Genomic DNA, 16,479 nt, shown 5'->3' on the forward strand with positions numbered 1-16,479 from the left:
CTTCAAGTAGGCTCCGCTCCGGCCTTTGCCGGCCGAAGCCCTCATAAATGCCTCCGCTCCATGAAGGCTACGGCCGGCGTAGGCCGGTTCTCGAAACCACCGTTCTCGACTCGGCCTGACCTGAATCTCAACACATCTCGAGTGGATGAGGGGGTCGAAAAAACATTCCGCCAACCAGCCGTTCGGGCGACGCGTTTCGCTTGAATGTCCAGCCGATAGAGCCTATTTAGAACCATTCCAAACTATCGGCCCGCGAAGGGCCTGGAGATACCCATGTTCATCCAGACCGAATCGACGCCGAACCCGGCGACGCTGAAGTTTCTTCCCGGCAAGGAAGTGCTGCGCGAAGGCACCGCCGATTTCCGCAACGCCGACGCCGCGGCGGAGGCCTCGCCACTGGCCGGCCGGCTGTTCGAAATCCCGGGCGTCACCGGCGTCTTCTTCGGCTATGATTTCATCACCGTGACCAAGGACGGCCCGGACTGGCAGCACCTGAAGCCCGCCATCCTCGGCGCCATCATGGAACACTTCATGTCCGGCGCGCCGGTCATGGCCTCGACCGCCCCGGCGAGCGATGCCGGCGAGAGCGGCGAGTTCTACGACAAGGCCGATGAGGAGCTGGTGCTGACCATCAAGGAGCTGCTCGACACGCGCGTGCGCCCGGCGGTTGCCCAGGACGGCGGCGACATCACCTTCCGCGGCTTCGAGAACGGCACCGTGTTCCTGCACATGAAGGGCGCCTGCGCCGGCTGTCCGTCGTCGACGGCGACGCTGAAGCACGGCATCCAGAACCTGCTTCGTCACTTCGTTCCGGAAGTCCAGCAGGTCGAGCAGGTCGCCTGACGCCCATTGATAGTTCTACCCTGCTGACCATCTGGCTCGGTTTTCTGCGCTTCCGGTGCTCACGTACTTCAATGTACGCTCCGCTCCGGCCTTCGCCGGCCGAAGCCCTCATAAGCGTCTCCGCCCGATGAAGGCTACGGCCGGCGTAGGCCGGTTCTCGAAAACCAAGCCAATGGATTCAGCAGGGCGAACTCTCAAAAGGGCGTCGCGCCGCGATATTCAAGCAAACCACAAAACAAAAAACCGGGCCCCAACAGCCCGGTTTTCTGTTTTTGGACGTCTTGTTGTTGCCTAGACGGTCCGCTTGCAAAAGCTTTTCGCCGTGGCCTTCGTGATCACATCACGATGACCTTGGCGCCGACCGACGTGCGGTCGTAGAGATCGATAATGTCCTGGTTCATCAGCCGGATGCAGCCCGACGACATCGCCTTGCCGATCGAGAACCATTCCGGGCTGCCATGCAGGCGGTAGCCCATGTCGCCGCCCTTGTTGAAGAGATACATGGCGCGCGCGCCGAGCGGGTTCTTCAGGCCCGGCTCCATGCCGCCGGCGAATTTGGCAAGCTCGGGCTGACGCTTGATCATCTGCGAGGGCGGCGTCCACGTCGGCCATTCGCGCTTCAGCGCGATATGGGCCGTGCCGTGCCACTCGAAACCCTCGCGGCCGACGCCGATGCCGTAGCGCATCGCCAAGCCGTCGCCCTCGATGAAGTAGAGGAACTTGTTCTGGGTATCGACGATGATGGTGCCGGGCTTCTCCGGAGAATCATACCGCACTTCCTGGCGGTGGAACCTGGCGGGAACCTTCTCGATCGGGATGCGCGGCAGCTGATAGCCGGCATCGGTCATCGCGCCATAGTTGTTGGTGAAGAACTGCCCGCCGATGGTGCTGCAGCCGCTGACCGCGGTCGACAGCGCAAGAGCGGCGAGGATTGCAAGTGACTTCAAGCGCATGAATAGGTCCGACGCCCTGTCTCTAAATCAGCGGCACGAGTCGGCCGCCTTGTTGCCATCATTCATGCTGGCATTTCTTTTGCTTGCCAAGCGCGCACTGCCTATATGCAAGGCCTTACATGCCGGTAGATGCCGAACTGCGGCATTTCCGCAACAGGCCTCACAGGATTGTGAAGCAAAATCAATGGGGCGACTTGAGAGCCGCCTGAGACCCGAGGAGAGCGCCATGAATGTCGGTGATGCCGCCGAGCGTTCCGGCCTGCCGGCCAAGACCATTCGCTATTACGAGGAGATCGGGCTGATCCGTCCGGCACGGGCCGATAACGGCTATCGCGACTACTCCGGCGACGACATCCACCGGCTCGCCTTCCTGCGCCGCGCGCGCAATCTGGGTTTCTCAATCGACGATTGCAGGCAGCTGATGGCGCTCTATCAGGATCGCGAGCGCGCCAGCCACGACGTGCGCGAGATCGCCGCCGCCCATGTCAGGGCGATCGAGGAGAAGGTGCGCGAATTGCAGTCGATGCGCTCGACGCTGCAGAAGCTGATCCATGCCTGCCACGGTGACGACCGGCCGGACTGCCCGATCCTGGACGATATGGCGGGAGCGGCCTGAGGCCGGACGGCGTTCAGCGCTTCCAGAAATCGCGGTGCGGGGCGAGCATCTCGTCGGCGATTTCGGGGAGCGGACCAAAGACCTCGATCTTTTTCTGGCCTGAGGCGAAGACGGTGCGCGAGGGCAGGCTCATCGTCGGATTCTCCGCGTGACCCCCGGTGAGCGCCAGGAGATCGGTTTCCTCGAAGCCGTAGACCAGCCGCCCGATATTGGCCCAATACATGGTGCCGGCGCACATCGCGCAGGGCTCGCCGGTCGAGACCAGCGTGCATTGCCACAGGAACTCCGGCTCGTAGGCCGCCGCGGCGCGGCGGGCGAGCTCGGTCTCGGCATGGCGCACCGTGTCGAGGTTGCCCTGCCGCATCAGCACCTGATCGTCCGGCCCGACAAGCACGCAGCCGAACGGATGATGCCCATGCGCCGCCGCTTCCCGCGCTACGGCGTCGGCGGACCGGAGGTGAGCGAGCATCTGATCACGGGTCATGGCAAGATCCCTTTCACGGCGAGATTGCCGCCAAGCGGACATGATTAGCAAGAGCTAATCTTCTCTTGCGCCACCGTTTCAAGTGTACCGCTTGCGAGGATCCCGATCTATACTCTGGTCGGAGCTGGATCGCTCTGGATTTTGCGTGTCTTCGTCGCCATCATGGGCCATGGGCATCCAGGAAGACATCGAACGTGTCGAACAGCACATCCGCGAGATCGAACAGCGGATCGAGCGCCAGCGCGCGGTGATCACCCAGGCAGAGGAAAGCGGCCTGCCGACGGAAGGCCCGCGCAACTTCCTGTGGTTCCTGAAAGAGACGCTGAGCCTGAGCCGCGACCACCTGGCCCGGCTTCTGGCGGATGAATTTCGAGCGAAGGGCCCGCAGTAAGGGATGCAGCCTTCGTCCGGTGGTTTGGGGGCGCGCCGAAATGATTTCTAATCTGGCGTGATTGAACCGGTGCCCATCGGCACGAAGAAGCACGTCCACCTGAACCGTTGATAAGCCTCGAACTTCAAGTGTGGGGTGACCGTCCGGTAAAACGTCATCAAACGTTCGCAGATATGGTATCGATCATCCGGCGCGGCTTGGACCCGTGCTCTTGGAATGAACCATTCCGCTTCCTGCGGTTCATTCATATAACTCGGGCGCGGCACCCTGACGTAATAGCCATCCTTTGTCGCCCTGACATCGCGTGGCTCTATCGGGTGGCAATCCTTATCTCCACAACATTTGTAGAGCAAAACGGGGTCGGTCTTGCCTGTATACCAGTCGTGGGCGTCAGCATCGCCAGCGAAAGCAAGCCAAACCCATGTAATATGTCTGCCCAGCCGATACATGAAAATCCCCTCGTGCCAGCCGTAGCATATTAGATATGTCTAATCTATTGGCCTGAGGTCGCAAGCCCTGAGCGCCACGAGTCCAGGTGCACCGGCCCGCGAACCTGGGACCCGCGCCAGGCAAAGGTTGGTCGGTCTTCACCAACGCTCTTCAAAAAGGCATTTGGCTGGCTCGGACCATTCAGCGGCTTCCGCGCCATTGTCGCGGAGTGTCTGGCGGAGCGCCTCTCGCAGAGCCTCGAGGTCGAAGACCGATATCGGGTCGTGTCTGTCGTCTTCGTGGCGATGGTCCATCGCGCCGTACCGGTAACAGTCGTCATATGTTGCGGGCCAGTTGCTCACAAAGACGTCACAGATGATCATTCTGGGGGCATTCAGATATGGTTACGGCCCATGACTGGTCGGGAAGCCCGCCGCTGGCCATTGAGGGGTGACTAGCGACGGGCCGGCAAATGGTTCCACCCGCTGAGGGACCGACCACCCGCCAAGACCCTCAATTCAGGCGGGCTTGGTTGGTTCCGTTGGTGGTTGGCCTGTGAAATACATGAACCCTACAATCCAAGGTTCAAACCGTGAACAAAATCTGGCATGGTGCCTGCCATGCCCATTGTTTCCCCGATTCCCCTCAACCCGCTGATCGACGGCCGCCAGTCGGAACGCGCCATGCTGGTTCGGCGCGGCGTGCAGCGGCTGCTGACCGAAATGGGCGCGCATGTGCTGCCTGAGCTTTCCCTGGCCACCGGGCGGCGCGCCGACCTCGTGGCGCTGACCAGGCAGGGCGACATCTGGATCATCGAGATCAAATCCTCGATCGAGGATTTCCGGGTCGACCGCAAATGGCCGGACTACCGGCTGCATTCCGACCGCTTCTTCTTCGCCACCCACCCCGGCGTTCCACAAGACATCTTTCCCGAGGAATGCGGCTTCATCCTCTCCGACGGCTATGGGGCGGAGATCCTGCGCGATGCGCCCGAGCACCGCATGGCGGCGGCGACGCGCAAGGCGCTGATGCTGCGGATCGCGCGTGCGGGCGCCGCGCGGCTGCTGGCAGCCGAGCTTGCCGGTGTCGCGGTGCCGGCCCTGGATGGCGAAAGCGAGTAGATCTTCGCAGCGGCGTGCCGGGTCTTGCCGCTGACGTGTAGCGTCAGGCCGGCGTTCAAACCGACCGTTGTCAAAGGCCGGCGAAGAATTTTCATTCCGCAGCGATGATTTCGGCTGATCCCGATTGTCTTCACCAACAGGCGCGTCCGGATGGCCGGCGGCCTGGAAAGAGGTGATCATATGAAATCGTTGCAGAATCAGAATGTCGTCGTCGTCGGAGGCAGCCGGGGCGTCGGCCGCTCGATCGTGGAAGCTGCGCTTGGCGAGGGAGCGACCGTGCTTGCCGTTGCCCGTGGCGCCGCCGACCTCAAGCAAGTCGCCTGGGAACGCCCGGGCCTGAAAACCCTTAGCGTGGACGCGACGGCGGAAAGTGCGCCGCAAGCGGTCTTCGATGCGCTGGCGCCCGACGTGCTGGTGGTCTGCGCGGGCGCGCTCGCCCCTGCCGCGCCGATACAGGAGCAGAGCTGGGAGGTTTTTTCCGCCAACTGGGAGATGGACGTCAAGGCGTCGTTCCTGTTCTGCCGGGAAGCCCTCAAGGGTCGGCTCAAAGCAGGCAGCCGGGTGCTGCTGATCGCCAGCGGCGCGGCCATCAGCGGCGGACCGCCGAATTCCGGCGGCTATGCCGGCGCCAAGCGCATGCAGATATTTCTGGCTGGCCACTGCCAGAAGGAATCGGACAGGCTCGGCCTCGGCCTGCGCTTCATGGCGCTTTCGCCAGCCCGCATCATGCCGGGCACAGGGGTCGGCGATCGCGGCATCGAAAGTATTGCGGCCTATATGGGCATCCGCCCGGCCGACTTCCTGGCAAGCATGAGCGACATGCAGACGCCGGACGATGTCGGACGTGCGGTGGTCGAGCTCGCGACAGGCAAGCCGCAGGGGAGTTCCTTTAGCGTGAGCGGCAGCGGCCTTGCGGCGGCGGCATGAGGCGCGCAGGATGCCGGCGCAATTCAACTCCCCGGGCTTCCCATGACTGACGCTCCCGGCCCCATCGTGCCTTTGGGCCGGTCAGGCCAGCCGGTCCTCGACCGGCCGGCCTTCGAGCGCCTGAGCGTCGCCCACCGCCGCGAGCTCAAGCTCCATTGCTACCGGATGATGGGCTCGCTCAGCGAGGCGGACGATCTCGTCCAAGAGACGCTCCTCAAGGCCTGGCGCGGGTTGTCGCAATTCGACGGACGCGGCTCGGCGCGCGGCTGGCTCTACAGCATCGCCACCAACAGCTGCCTCAATGCCATCAAGGCACGGTCGTCGGCGCGGCGTATTCTCGAGCAACCCGGGCGGCCGCCGGCCGAAGGCAGGGCGGCCGGCGGACCGGCCACCGACTTGGCCTGGCTGGAGCCATATCCGGACGCGGAACTGCCCGACATTGCCGACGACCGGCCCGGTCCGGAAGCGCGCTACGAGGCCCGCGAGACCGTGCGGCTCGCCTTCGTCGCGGCGATCCAGCTGCTGCCGCCAAGGCAGCGCGCCGCCCTGCTGCTCTGCGACGTGCTCGGATGGTCCGCGACCGAGACCGCGCAATTGCTGGGCGGATCGACTGCTTCGATCAACAGCGCCCTGCAGCGGGCTCGCGCGACGCTTGGCGAACGCTATGCCCAGGGACGGCAGCCGGAACGATCGCGGCCCAGCCCGGACGAAGGCCTGCTGCTCGAACGCTATATGGAGGCCTGGCAGGCCGACAATCTGGACGGGCTCGTCGACCTGCTGCGCGAGGACGCCATCTACCACATGCCGCCATGGCTTGAATGGTATAGCGGGCGCACGGCAATCGGCGCTTTCCTGGGGAGCGTCTGGGGGAATTTCGCCGGCTATCGAGCGGTGGCTATCGGCGCCAACGCCCAGCCGGCGGTGGGCGTTTACGCGCGCGGCCATCAGGATTCGATATGGCGGCCGCATTCGCTGCATGTCATCGAACCCACCGACGGCAAGATCGCTTCGCTGACGATCTATGTCCCGCCGCTCGGCCCCGGTTTGTTTGCGGCCTTTGGCCTGCCGCCGGAGCCTGTTGCCCCCTGAGACGTTCTAGCCCAGATCCTCTTCCGCGCCGCCGGCCGCTGGCGCCATGAGCAGCGCCGCAGCGCCCAGCAGCGCGGCAATCAGCGAACCCGCAAGGATGCCGACTTTCACGGCGTCCTGGAGCGCCGGGTCGCCGGCGAAGGCGAGCAAGCCGATGAACAGGCTCATGGTGAAGCCGATGCCGCAAAGCAGTGAAATGCCCAGCATATGCAGCCAGCCGGCATTGACCGGCAGATCGGCGAGGCCGAACCGGATCGCGAGCGCCGATAGGCCGAAGACACCGACCAGCTTGCCGACAACCAGGCCGGCGGCGACGCCGAGCGTCAGCGGCTCGACAAGTGCCGCGAAGCTCAGGCCGCCAAGCGAGACGCCGGCATTGGCGAAGCCGAAGATCGGGATGACGAGGAAGGGCACCAGCTTGTGCAGGCCGTGCTCGAGGCGGTGCAGGGGCGAATGTTCTGTTTCGTGGCTGATGCCGGGTGAACGTTCGAGCGGGATGGTGAGCGCCAGCGCCACGCCGGCCAGCGTGGCATGCACACCCGACTTCAGCACCAGTACCCACAGCAGCGCGCCGAGCAGCAGGTAGGGCCAGAGCTTCATCGCCCGCATGCGGTTGAGCACGATGAGCAGGGCGATGACGACGAAGGCGGCCGCCAGATAGGCGAGCGAAAGGCCGCTGGTATAGAACAGCGCGATGATGATGACGGCGCCGAGATCGTCGATGATGGCCAGAGCGGTGAGGAAGACTTTCAGCGAGGCCGGCACGCGGCTGCCGAGCAGCGAGAGCACACCGAGCGCGAAGGCGATGTCGGTGGCGGTCGGGATCGCCCAGCCGCCGATCGCGGCAGGATTGTCACGGTTGATGGCGACATAGACCAACGCGGGAACCACCATGCCGCCGGCGGCGGCGATGCCGGGCAGCACACGTCGCGGCCAGGTCGAGAGCTGCCCGTCCAGCATCTCGCGCTTGATCTCCAGCCCGACCAGCAGGAAGAACACCGCCATCAGCCCGTCATTGATCCAATGCGAGACGCTGAGCGGCCCGAGATAAGCGTGAAGGACGGCGAAATAGGTCGCGGCCAAAGGCGAGTTGGCGACGATGAGCGCAAGGGCAGCAGCCACCATCAGGATGATGCCGCCGGCCGCCTCGCCGTCGAGGAATTCGCGCAGGATCGATTTTGGCCGCTCGTCTCGCATGGTCCCCCCTCCGTTGCCGGTTTCCCGGTCGGCATCATTGGCGATGATGCGCAAAGCCCTTCCGCGGGGCAAGAGTCACAAATTTGCGAACGTCAGCGCTGCCCCTCATCTGCCTGCCGGCATCTTCTCCCCGTGAACGGGGAGCAGAGCGCTCTCGCGCAGGATTTCGCCAATCTCCAACGTTGCGGAGCGGAGCCGGCGTTGCGGCCAGCCCCTTCTCCCCGTCACTATACGGGGAGAAGTGCCCGGCAGGGCGATGAGGGGCAGTGCAGGCTTTCGGCGATTGGTGGTCTTTGTCACCGCCAGTCGCGTTCGAGGCAACTAACGCGGCGCCCGTTTGGCCAGTATCCGCTGCAGCGTCCTGCGATGCATGTTGAGGCGGCGTGCCGTCTCGGAAACGTTGCGGTCGCACATTTCGTAGACGCGCTGGATGTGCTCCCAGCGCACGCGGTCGGCCGACATCGGGTTTTCCGGGGGTGCCGCGCGTTCGCCGGAGGTGCGGGTGAGCGCGGCGAAGACGTCGTCGGCATCGGCGGGCTTGGACAGGTAATCGACGGCGCCGAGCTTCACCGCCGTCACCGCGGTGGCGATGTTGCCGTAGCCGGTCAGGATGATGGCGCGGGCGTCGTCGCGCTTTTCGCGGATGGCCGCAACGACATCGAGGCCGTTGCCGTCGCCGAGCCGCATGTCGACCACCGCATAGGCCGGCGGATGGGCGCGCGCCTTGGCGACCGCCTCCTCCACGCTCTCCGCCGTCTCGACCACGAAGCCCCGGGTTTCCATGGCGCGGGCAAGCCGGGTGAGGAACGGCTTGTCGTCCTCGACGATGAGCAGCGAGGTGTCCTCGCCCTCGACCATTGCGCCAGTCGTTTCGTCTCCGCTCATCTTATCGGCATCCTACTGACCAAGACCATTTCGCATCAAAACGGATTCTAGCGAATATGCCTTAAGTCCTTGTTTCCGGGCACGTCGTTCCCCAACACCGCTGCACGGTTTTGGGCGAAATGCCTTACTTTTACGCAGATACAGTTCCGCGACAGCAATGTCCAATTTTTACAGCCGGCAACAGAGCTGCCATGCGGTAATCGAAAGGGTTCGTTCAGAGTATCGCAATTCCGGACGGAAAACCGCTGCGCACTTTTCCTGGAATTGCTTTAGGCATTGTCGAACATGGTGGCCGACGCCTGGTCCTGGTTGAGGAAGAGGCCGCGCGGCCAGGCGATCTGCACGACAGCGCCCTCGCCGAGTCCGCTCGAATTGCGGAAATCGATGCTGGCGCCCGACCGTTCCAGCAAGGTCTTGGCAATGAACAGCCCGAGCCCCAGGCCGCCTCCGGCCTCCGTGCCCTGCCGCGTCGACATATACGGCTCGCCGATGCGGTCGATGATCTCGGGCGGAAAGCCCGGGCCGTCATCGGTGATGGAAAAGGTCACGTGCTCGTCGTCCCAGCTCCAGCTCACGGTGACGGTCTTCTTGGCGAAATCGACGGCGTTCTCGACCAGATTGCCGAGACCGTAGATGACGCCGGGGCTGCGCTGGCCGACCGGTTCCGGACCGATGCGCTCGCCGGGCCGCAGCCGGATCGAAATGCCGAAATCGCGGTGTGGCGCGGTCACTTCCTCGACCAGCGATGTAAGCGGCATGCGCGACAGATGCGCTTCACCTTCCGAGGACAGGCTGGTCAGACGCTTCAGGATCTCGCGGCAGCGTTCGCTCTGCGAGCGCAAGAGCTTGACGTCCTCGCCATATTTCGGGTCCTTGCCGAGTGCCTTTTCCATCTCCTTGGCGACGACGGTGATGGTGGCCAAAGGCGTGCCGAGCTCATGCGCGGCGGCGGCGGCCAGCCCGTCCAGCGCCGACAGGTGCTGCTCGCGCTGCAGCACCAGTTCGGTGGCGGCCAAGGCGTTGGCGAGCAGGCGCGCTTCAGCCGCGACGCGGAAGGCATAGATGGCGGTGAAGGCGATCGAGGCGAACACCGCCATCCACATGCCGGCGACATAGATGAACGGCATCGGCAGCGGCGAGCCCTCATACCAGGGCAGCGGCAAGTGGAAGAACACCAGAAGCGTGGCGGCAATCATCACCAGCGCGCCCAGCACCGCGGTGAGCCGCAGAGGCAACGAGGCGGCCGAGATGACGACCGGCACGGAAAGCAGCACGCAAAACGGATTGGTCAGGCCGCCGGTCATATAGAGCAGTCCGGTGAGCTGGATGCCGTCGAAAGTCAGGATGGCGAAGGCCGAGAGCGGTGTCAGGCGGTGCGCAGCCGGGTAGCGGAAGGTGAGCCATAGGTTCATCCAGGCCGAGCAGGCGATCAGCGCAAAGCACACCGACACCGGCAGCGGGAATTTCAGCCCGTAGGCGACGACGAGCACGGTCAGGCTCTGACCGACGATGGCCAGCCAGCGCAGGCGGATCAGCGTGTTGAGCCGCAGCCGCTGGCTCTGCTGGGAATCGGGCGCGCGCAGGATGTTGATCATCGACTTACGATTATAGCCGCAGGAGGGTAAGCGCTAGTAGCCCCGTTAGGGCGACTTAATCGGGTTGGCAGCCGGTGTTTCATGGTTCGTTTCGGTTCACCATCACGAACATTCGGAATTTGCCGAGGCGTCTCGCGACTTCGTCATCTACGGAGCGATGCGAAGCGGAGCGCAGACCCGTGGATGACGAAGTGATGGGCGTTTGCGCCAATCACCAACGCACATTGCCCACTGGCGCGAATGGCCCGCCGAAGCGGCACGAACCTACGTCCCGCGCGGCTTGGCACGGCTGGTGGCGGCCGCAAGCAGCGGGTTTTCCGGCCAGACATGCCTGGGGTAGCGGCCGCGCATGTCGGTGCGCACATCCGCCCAGGAGCCGCGCCAGAAGCCGGGAAGATCGCGCGTCGTCTGGATCGGCCGGTGCGCCGGCGACAGCAATTCGAGCGTCAGCGGCACGGTGCCGTTGGCGATGGCCGGATGCTTGTCCAGGCCGAACAGCTCCTGCACGCGGATCGCCAGCACCGGCCATTCGCCGTCATAGCGGATCGGCACATGGCTGCCCGAAGGCGCGTCGAAATGCGTCGGCGCCAGCGTGTCGACCTTCCGCTGCAGGTCGTGCGGGACCAGCGCCATGAGCGCCGACGACAGCGTCGCCGGCTTGATGGCCGCGAAGGAGGCATCGCCGGCGAGGAACGGCAGCAGCCAGTCGTCGAGGCGCTCGAGAAGGGCCTCGTCCGAAACGTCCGGCCATGGCGCGCCCAGGCCGCGATTGAGCCAGCCAAGCCGCTGTCGGAGTGTTTCCGCCTCCTTGCCCCAGTCGAGCAGCGACAGGCCGTGCTCGCGCAGTGCATCCAGGATGGCGCGGTCGGCATCGGCGCCCGACGGCGCCGGCAGCATCCGCTCGGACAGCGTGATGGCACCGAGCCGCGCGATTTCGCGCACCCGCACGGCGCGTCGCTCGCGGTCGAAGCTCGTCCCGCGCCTGGTCTCGATGCGATCGGCAAGGGCGGCACGGATATCGGCTTCGTCGACCGGCGCGGCAGCGGTGATGCGGGCGTTCTGTGCCTTGCCCTGCAGGTCGGCGACGACAAGCCAGGTTTCATTGGCGAGCGGATCGGCGGCATCGACCATGGCGCCCGAACCGTTGGCGAGGACGAACCGGCCGCGCTCGCCGCGCGCCCTGGCGACGCGGTCCGGCCAGGCATGGATGAGCAGCGAACCGGTGCCGGCTGGGGTGTCGGTTCTTTCTCCGCCAGCCTGCCTGGCCAGGCGTTCGGCCAATTGCCGGGCGGCATTGGCGCGCGGCGATCTTTCACCGCCGAAACGCATCAGCCGGCGCTCCAGGTCGGCGCTGTCGCCGCCCAGCCCGCGCTCGGTCAAAAGCACGGCGAGCGTCGCCGCTTCCCGCGCATGGCCGGTCTTCGCCGCCTCGGCGACCATATGCGCCAGCCGCACCGGCAGCGCCAACTTGCGCATGGCGGCGCCCGCCTCGGTCAGCCGGCCGGCATCGTCGATGGCGTGCAGCGCCTTGAGCAACACGCGCGCCTCGCTGAGTGCCGGCGCCGGCGGCGGATCGAGGAACGAAAGGCTCGACGGATCGGCGACACCGAAAGCGGCACAGTCGAGCAGCAGACCGGACAGATCGGCCTCGAGGATTTCCGGCGGCGTGAAGGCGGGCAGCGACGCCGTCTGCTCGGCGCGCCACAAGCGGACGGCCAGGCCGGGCTGGGTGCGGCCGGCGCGACCGGCGCGCTGATCGGCCGATGCTTTGCTGACGCGCACCGTTTCGAGCCGCGTCAGGCCGCTCGCCGGCTCGTAGCGCGGCAGCCGCGACAGACCGGAATCGATGACGACGCGCACGCCGTCGATGGTGATGGAGGTCTCGGCGATCGAGGTCGCCAGCACCACCTTGCGGCGGCCCGCCGGCGCCGGCTTGATGGCGGCGTCCTGCGCCTTGTTGTCGAGCTGGCCGTAGAGCGGCACGATGTCGGTGTCGGCGGAGACATTGCCGGCGAGCCGTTCGGCGGTGCGCTCGATCTCGCGCTGTCCGGGCAGGAAGGCGAGCACACTGCCCTGCTCGGCGGCCAACGCAGAGCGGATCGCCTTGGCCATGGCATCCTCGATCGCCAGGCCGGCGGGACGTTCGTCGTAACGGATCTCGACCGGGAAGGCGCGGCCCTCGCTTTCGATCACCGGCGCCTGTGCCAGAAGCCTCGCGACGCGCGCGCCGTCGAGCGTCGCCGACATGACCAGCAATCGCAGATCGGGCCGCAGCGCGCCCTGCACATCGAGCGCAAGCGCCAGGCCGAAATCGCCGTCGAGCGAGCGTTCGTGGAATTCGTCGAAGATCACCGCCGAGACGCCGGGCAGCTCCGGGTCGTCGAGGATCATGCGGGAGAGCACGCCTTCGGTGACGACCAGGATTTTTGTCCGCGCCGAGGTGCGGTTCTCCATGCGCATGGCGTAGCCGACGATGCCGCCCGGCTCCTCACCCAGCAATTCGGCCATGCGGCGAGCGGCGGCGCGGGCGGCGAGCCGGCGCGGTTCCAGCAGCACGATCCGGCCCTGCCCCAGCCATGGCGCGTCGAGCAGCGCCAGCGGCACCAGCGTCGTCTTGCCGGCGCCGGGCGGTGCCACCAGCGCGGCGCTGTTGCGCCGCGAGAGCGCTTCGCCAAGTGCCGGCAGCACGGCGGTGACCGGAAGCTCCGGCAAGGATTTCGTCGTCATGTCGCCCGCATATCAGGGGTCTCGGTCGCCATGCAACTTGCCGGACCGGTGCACGGTCAAAGCCTGGTGCGCGAAAACGGGTTCCAGCGCACGGTGCCGAGCCTGACTTCTTCGCGCACCATCGTCAGAAGGCCGGACGCGCCGACCACCGCCAGGCCGACCAATGACAGCCAGTCGGGATATTCCTGGAAGAACAGCGCGCCGAGGATGACCGCCCAGACGATCTGCGAATAATGCGTCGGCGCAATGCGGTTGGCCGGCGCGTATTTGACGGCGAGCAGCTGCAGCAGCTGTCCGCCGGCGGTGAAAAGGCCGGCCAGCATCAGCCAGACCAGCTGTCCGAGACCGGGCAGCGAGAATGACGTCGCGGCCGCGCCTACCCCGTTGAAGACCAGCCCATAGCCGACCAGCGCGCCGAGGATCGTCGTGCGCTTTTCCCGCTGGGCGAGCGAGCGCATCAGGATGACGCTGGTGGCGGCAAGGAAGGCATTGGCAAAGGCGGCGAGATGACCGAGATGCAGTTCGCGAAAGCCCGGCCGCACCACCAGCATGACACCGACAAAGCCGGCGACCACGGCCAGCCACCGCCAGGGGCCGACCCTTTCCTTCAAGATCAGCGTCGACAGGACGGTGACCAGCAACGGCGCCAGGAAGATCAGCGCGTAGACCTCCGCCAGCGGAATGGTGGTGAAGGCAAAGACGCTGAGCACGCCCGACGCGATGCCGGACAAGGCGCGCGCCTGCACCGCCCATGGCCGTTTGGTGCGCCAAAAGTCGCGCCAGCGTTCGTCCCTGGGCTTGGTGAAGAACAGAAAGCAGCCGGCAAACAAGGTCGAGAAGAAGCCGATCTCGAAGACGGTGAACTGCCCGCCCAGGCTCTTGATGACCCCGTCGCTGAACGAATAGCTTGCATAGGCGATCAGGGCGAGCAGGATTCCGTTCGGCACGTTCCATTTCCGGGAGAGTAGGCGTGAAGGTATTGGCGCTGGGGGCACATCCCGACGACATCGAGATATTCATGTTCGGTACGCTGGCCGCCTATGCAGCGCTAGGCGCAGAGCTGACTTTTGCGATAGCCACGGATGGCGCCAAGGGCGGCAAGGGCGACCCGGCGGCGCTGGTCCGCTTGCGGCGCGAGGAAGCGACCGCGGCGGCAGGCCTGCTCGGCGTCGAACCGCGCTTCCTCGACTTTCCCGACGGAGCGCTCATTGCCGATGCCGCATTCATCTCGGCGCTGAGAGCGTTGATCGGCGAGGTGAAACCCGACCTCGCCATCACCCATGCGCCCTGCGATTACCATGGCGACCATCGCGCCTTGTCCGACGGCGTGCGCATCGCGGCGTCCTTCGCGGTGCCGGTGCTGCATGCCGACACGCTCGGCGGCACCGGGTTTTCGCCGACGCATTACGTCGAGATTTCCCATCATTGGGACATCAAGGCGAAGGCGATCCGCGCGCACCGCTCGCAGGGTCCGGAGCACTATGTGCACAGGGCGCGCCTCCAGAACGAATTTCGCGCCGGACAGTGCAACGGCGCCCCTGGCGCGCTGGCCGAGGCCTTCCATTTCCAGCCGACTTTCCCCTTCGCCGACATCCGCGCGCTGCTGCCGCCGGCGCCGCCGATCCGACCGGTGACGGCGAGCGCAGGCGCGGCCAGCTGACGGCTGAGGCAAGCGTCCGGCAATCATTTCCCAACGATTTCAACGATCTTTCTCGCCATGCTGCGGCGCAGCAACGAATTCGCTTGCGCTGTTTAGTAAAAAGAGCACTACTAAACAAATTACTAAACATCGGCTGCGCCACGCGCGCCATGTTTGGGCCCTCGGAGGAGCGAGGGTCGAGGGCTCTTGAAACCGTCATCCGGACGCGTTTCGCAAATGGGAGGTAAGGCATGAAATCGACCTTGAAACTGGCGTTGGGACTGGCTTCGGCCGCACTCGCATCGACAGCCGTCTCGACCGCCGCGCATGCGGAAGACCTGACGCTGTGCTGGGCGGCGTGGGACCCGGCCAACGCGCTCGTGGAACTGTCCAAGGACTTCACCAAGCAAACCGGCATCGGCATGAAATTCGAATTCGTGCCGTGGACGAATTACGCCGACCGCTTCCTCAACGAGCTCAACTCGCACGGCAAGCTCTGCGACCTGATCATCGGCGACAGCCAGTGGATCGGCGGTGCCGCGGAAAACGGCCACTACGTCAAGCTGAACGACTTCTTCGACAAGGAGAAGATCAAGATGGACGACTTCGTGCCGGCGACCGTGGTCGGCTATTCCGAATGGCCGAAGAACACGCCGAACTACTGGGCGCTGCCGGCCATGGGCGACGTCGTCGGCTGGACCTATCGCAAGGACTGGTTCTCCCGGCCCGAGTTGCAGAAGGAATTCAAGGAAAAATATGGCTGGGACCTCGCCCCGCCGAAGACCTTCGACCAGTTGAAGCAGATCGCCGAGTTCTTCCAGAAGCGGCAGATCGACGGCAAGACCGTCTATGGCGCCTCGATCTATACCGAGCGCGGCTCGGAAGGCATCACCATGGGCGCCATGGACGTGCTCTACAGCTACGGCTTCCAGTATGAGAACCCGAAGAAGCCCTATGAGATGGAGGGCTACGTCAACTCCGAGAAATCGGTGAAGGGCCTGGAGTTCTACAAGGCGCTCTACGACTGCTGCACGCCGCCCGGCGCCTCCAACAGCTACATGGGCGAAGGCGTCGACGCCTTCAAATCCGGCCAGGTGGCGATGCACATGAACTTCGCCTTCACCTGGCCCGGCCTGCAGAAGGACGAGAATGTCGGCGGCGACAAGATCGGCTACTTCGTCAATCCGAAGGGGCCCGACGGCGACCAGTTCGCGCAGCTCGGCGGCCAGGGCATTTCGGTGGTGTCTTATTCCGACAAGCAGGAATCGGCGCTGAAATACATCAAGTGGTTCGCCAACAAGGACGTGCAGGCCAAGTGGTGGTCGCTGGGCGGCTATTCCTGCCTGAACGCGGTGGTGAACGATCCGAAGTTCCCGTCCAGCCAGCCCTACGCACAGGCCTTCCTCGACTCGATGGCCATCGTGAAGGACTTCTGGGCCGAACCCAGCTACGCGCCGCTGCTGCAAGCCTCGCAGAAGCGCTTCCATGACTATGTCGTGGCTGGACAGGGCTCGGCCAAGGACGCGCTCGACGGCCTGGTCAAGGACTGGACGCAGGTCTTCCAGGACGATGGCAAGATGTAG

At 65.0% G+C, this 16,479-nt stretch carries 17 protein-coding genes; 8 read left to right on the forward strand and 9 right to left on the reverse strand.

The window, feature by feature from the left end; genetic code table 11:
• The first annotated feature begins 273 nt into the window (after positions 1 to 273).
• A complete protein-coding gene (locus DPM33_RS07835) occupies positions 274 to 843 on the forward strand; it encodes a NifU family protein (RefSeq protein ID WP_112096853.1) in 570 nt (189 codons plus the stop codon).
• 335 nt (positions 844 to 1,178) lie between these two features.
• On the opposite strand, the gene DPM33_RS07840 is transcribed toward DPM33_RS07835, so the two are convergent.
• The gene (locus DPM33_RS07840) at positions 1,179 to 1,796 is read right to left on the reverse strand and encodes a L,D-transpeptidase (protein WP_112096854.1); all 618 of its coding nucleotides are present in this window, start codon (positions 1,794 to 1,796) and stop codon (positions 1,179 to 1,181) included.
• A 226-nt stretch (positions 1,797 to 2,022) separates the two neighbouring features.
• Between DPM33_RS07840 and cueR the strand changes: the two genes are divergently transcribed.
• Positions 2,023 to 2,412: a Cu(I)-responsive transcriptional regulator gene (gene cueR, locus DPM33_RS07845; protein WP_112096855.1), complete on the forward strand. Its 390-nt coding sequence runs from the start codon at positions 2,023 to 2,025 to the stop codon at positions 2,410 to 2,412.
• Between the two features lie 13 nt (positions 2,413 to 2,425).
• Here the strand turns inward: cueR and DPM33_RS07850 are convergent, their stop codons facing one another.
• The gene (locus DPM33_RS07850) at positions 2,426 to 2,896 is read right to left on the reverse strand and encodes a nucleoside deaminase (RefSeq protein ID WP_167448988.1); all 471 of its coding nucleotides are present in this window, start codon (positions 2,894 to 2,896) and stop codon (positions 2,426 to 2,428) included.
• Positions 2,897 to 3,065: 169 nt separating this feature from the next.
• Between DPM33_RS07850 and DPM33_RS07855 the strand changes: the two genes are divergently transcribed.
• Positions 3,066 to 3,287 (forward strand): hypothetical protein, encoded by a 222-nt coding sequence (locus tag DPM33_RS07855; RefSeq protein ID WP_112096857.1) that lies wholly within the window; start codon positions 3,066 to 3,068, stop codon positions 3,285 to 3,287.
• Between the two features lie 47 nt (positions 3,288 to 3,334).
• Here the strand turns inward: DPM33_RS07855 and DPM33_RS35780 are convergent, their stop codons facing one another.
• Together DPM33_RS35780 and DPM33_RS36140 are read right to left on the reverse strand one after the other, a co-directional pair.
• A complete protein-coding gene (locus tag DPM33_RS35780; protein WP_146770219.1) occupies positions 3,335 to 3,736 on the reverse strand; it encodes a hypothetical protein in 402 nt (133 codons plus the stop codon).
• A 138-nt stretch (positions 3,737 to 3,874) separates the two neighbouring features.
• Positions 3,875 to 4,099, reverse strand: coding sequence for a hypothetical protein (locus tag DPM33_RS36140; RefSeq protein WP_112096858.1), 225 nt, complete (start codon positions 4,097 to 4,099; stop codon positions 3,875 to 3,877).
• Positions 4,100 to 4,336: 237 nt separating this feature from the next.
• Between DPM33_RS36140 and DPM33_RS07865 the strand changes: the two genes are divergently transcribed.
• The 3 genes from DPM33_RS07865 to DPM33_RS07875 all read left to right on the forward strand — a co-directional run bounded on the left by DPM33_RS07865 (position 4,337) and on the right by DPM33_RS07875 (position 6,853).
• Positions 4,337 to 4,837 (forward strand): MmcB family DNA repair protein, encoded by a 501-nt coding sequence (locus tag DPM33_RS07865; protein ID WP_164772367.1) that lies wholly within the window; start codon positions 4,337 to 4,339, stop codon positions 4,835 to 4,837.
• 180 nt (positions 4,838 to 5,017) lie between these two features.
• Complete coding sequence (locus tag DPM33_RS07870; protein ID WP_112096860.1) at positions 5,018 to 5,764, forward strand: SDR family NAD(P)-dependent oxidoreductase; 747 nt, start codon at positions 5,018 to 5,020, stop codon at positions 5,762 to 5,764.
• A gap of 42 nt (positions 5,765 to 5,806) precedes the next feature.
• On the forward strand, positions 5,807 to 6,853 hold the full coding sequence (locus DPM33_RS07875; RefSeq protein WP_112096861.1) for an RNA polymerase subunit sigma-70: 1,047 nt from the start codon (positions 5,807 to 5,809) through the stop codon (positions 6,851 to 6,853).
• A 6-nt stretch (positions 6,854 to 6,859) separates the two neighbouring features.
• On the opposite strand, the gene nhaA is transcribed toward DPM33_RS07875, so the two are convergent.
• The 5 genes from nhaA to DPM33_RS07900 all read right to left on the reverse strand — a co-directional run bounded on the left by nhaA (position 6,860) and on the right by DPM33_RS07900 (position 14,204).
• Positions 6,860 to 8,050 (reverse strand): Na+/H+ antiporter NhaA, encoded by a 1,191-nt coding sequence (gene nhaA, locus DPM33_RS07880; RefSeq protein WP_112097264.1) that lies wholly within the window; start codon positions 8,048 to 8,050, stop codon positions 6,860 to 6,862.
• 321 nt (positions 8,051 to 8,371) lie between these two features.
• Positions 8,372 to 8,935, reverse strand: a complete 564-nt coding sequence (locus tag DPM33_RS07885; protein WP_040993706.1) for an ActR/PrrA/RegA family redox response regulator transcription factor — start codon at positions 8,933 to 8,935, stop codon at positions 8,372 to 8,374.
• 269 nt (positions 8,936 to 9,204) lie between these two features.
• Positions 9,205 to 10,530 (reverse strand): ActS/PrrB/RegB family redox-sensitive histidine kinase, encoded by a 1,326-nt coding sequence (locus DPM33_RS07890; RefSeq protein WP_112096862.1) that lies wholly within the window; start codon positions 10,528 to 10,530, stop codon positions 9,205 to 9,207.
• Between the two features lie 264 nt (positions 10,531 to 10,794).
• On the reverse strand, positions 10,795 to 13,257 hold the full coding sequence (gene hrpB, locus DPM33_RS07895) for an ATP-dependent helicase HrpB (RefSeq protein WP_112096863.1): 2,463 nt from the start codon (positions 13,255 to 13,257) through the stop codon (positions 10,795 to 10,797).
• Positions 13,258 to 13,313: 56 nt separating this feature from the next.
• Positions 13,314 to 14,204, reverse strand: a complete 891-nt coding sequence (locus DPM33_RS07900) for a DMT family transporter (protein WP_112096864.1) — start codon at positions 14,202 to 14,204, stop codon at positions 13,314 to 13,316.
• Positions 14,205 to 14,227: 23 nt separating this feature from the next.
• On the opposite strand from DPM33_RS07900, the gene DPM33_RS07905 reads away from it, so the two are divergent.
• Together DPM33_RS07905 and DPM33_RS07910 are read left to right on the forward strand one after the other, a co-directional pair.
• Complete coding sequence (locus DPM33_RS07905; protein WP_112096865.1) at positions 14,228 to 14,917, forward strand: PIG-L deacetylase family protein; 690 nt, start codon at positions 14,228 to 14,230, stop codon at positions 14,915 to 14,917.
• Positions 14,918 to 15,147: 230 nt separating this feature from the next.
• The gene (locus tag DPM33_RS07910) at positions 15,148 to 16,479 is read left to right on the forward strand and encodes an ABC transporter substrate-binding protein (RefSeq protein WP_112096866.1); all 1,332 of its coding nucleotides are present in this window, start codon (positions 15,148 to 15,150) and stop codon (positions 16,477 to 16,479) included.

The organism is Mesorhizobium hawassense, assembly GCF_003289945.1.
In the GTDB taxonomy this organism is placed as follows: Bacteria; Pseudomonadota; Alphaproteobacteria; order Rhizobiales; family Rhizobiaceae; genus Mesorhizobium; species Mesorhizobium hawassense.

Bases quoted from the DNA above. Each gene is read 5' to 3' on its own strand.
- hrpB (WP_112096863.1), bottom strand. From the start codon at position 13,257: ATGACGACGAAATCCTTGCCGGAGCTTCCGGTCACCGCCGTGCTGCCG.
- nhaA (WP_112097264.1), bottom strand. From the start codon at position 8,050: ATGCGAGACGAGCGGCCAAAATCGATCCTGCGCGAATTCCTCGACGGC.
- DPM33_RS07855 (WP_112096857.1), top strand. From the start codon at position 3,066: ATGGGCATCCAGGAAGACATCGAACGTGTCGAACAGCACATCCGCGAG.
- DPM33_RS07870 (WP_112096860.1), top strand. From the start codon at position 5,018: ATGAAATCGTTGCAGAATCAGAATGTCGTCGTCGTCGGAGGCAGCCGG.
- DPM33_RS07890 (WP_112096862.1), bottom strand. From the start codon at position 10,530: ATGATCAACATCCTGCGCGCGCCCGATTCCCAGCAGAGCCAGCGGCTG.
- cueR (WP_112096855.1), top strand. From the start codon at position 2,023: ATGAATGTCGGTGATGCCGCCGAGCGTTCCGGCCTGCCGGCCAAGACC.
- DPM33_RS07850 (WP_167448988.1), bottom strand. From the start codon at position 2,896: ATGACCCGTGATCAGATGCTCGCTCACCTCCGGTCCGCCGACGCCGTA.
- DPM33_RS07910 (WP_112096866.1), top strand. From the start codon at position 15,148: ATGAAATCGACCTTGAAACTGGCGTTGGGACTGGCTTCGGCCGCACTC.
- DPM33_RS07875 (WP_112096861.1), top strand. From the start codon at position 5,807: ATGACTGACGCTCCCGGCCCCATCGTGCCTTTGGGCCGGTCAGGCCAG.
- DPM33_RS36140 (WP_112096858.1), bottom strand. From the start codon at position 4,099: ATGATCATCTGTGACGTCTTTGTGAGCAACTGGCCCGCAACATATGAC.
- DPM33_RS07835 (WP_112096853.1), top strand. From the start codon at position 274: ATGTTCATCCAGACCGAATCGACGCCGAACCCGGCGACGCTGAAGTTT.
- DPM33_RS07865 (WP_164772367.1), top strand. From the start codon at position 4,337: ATGCCCATTGTTTCCCCGATTCCCCTCAACCCGCTGATCGACGGCCGC.
- DPM33_RS07885 (WP_040993706.1), bottom strand. From the start codon at position 8,935: ATGAGCGGAGACGAAACGACTGGCGCAATGGTCGAGGGCGAGGACACC.
- DPM33_RS35780 (WP_146770219.1), bottom strand. From the start codon at position 3,736: ATGTATCGGCTGGGCAGACATATTACATGGGTTTGGCTTGCTTTCGCT.
- DPM33_RS07840 (WP_112096854.1), bottom strand. From the start codon at position 1,796: ATGCGCTTGAAGTCACTTGCAATCCTCGCCGCTCTTGCGCTGTCGACC.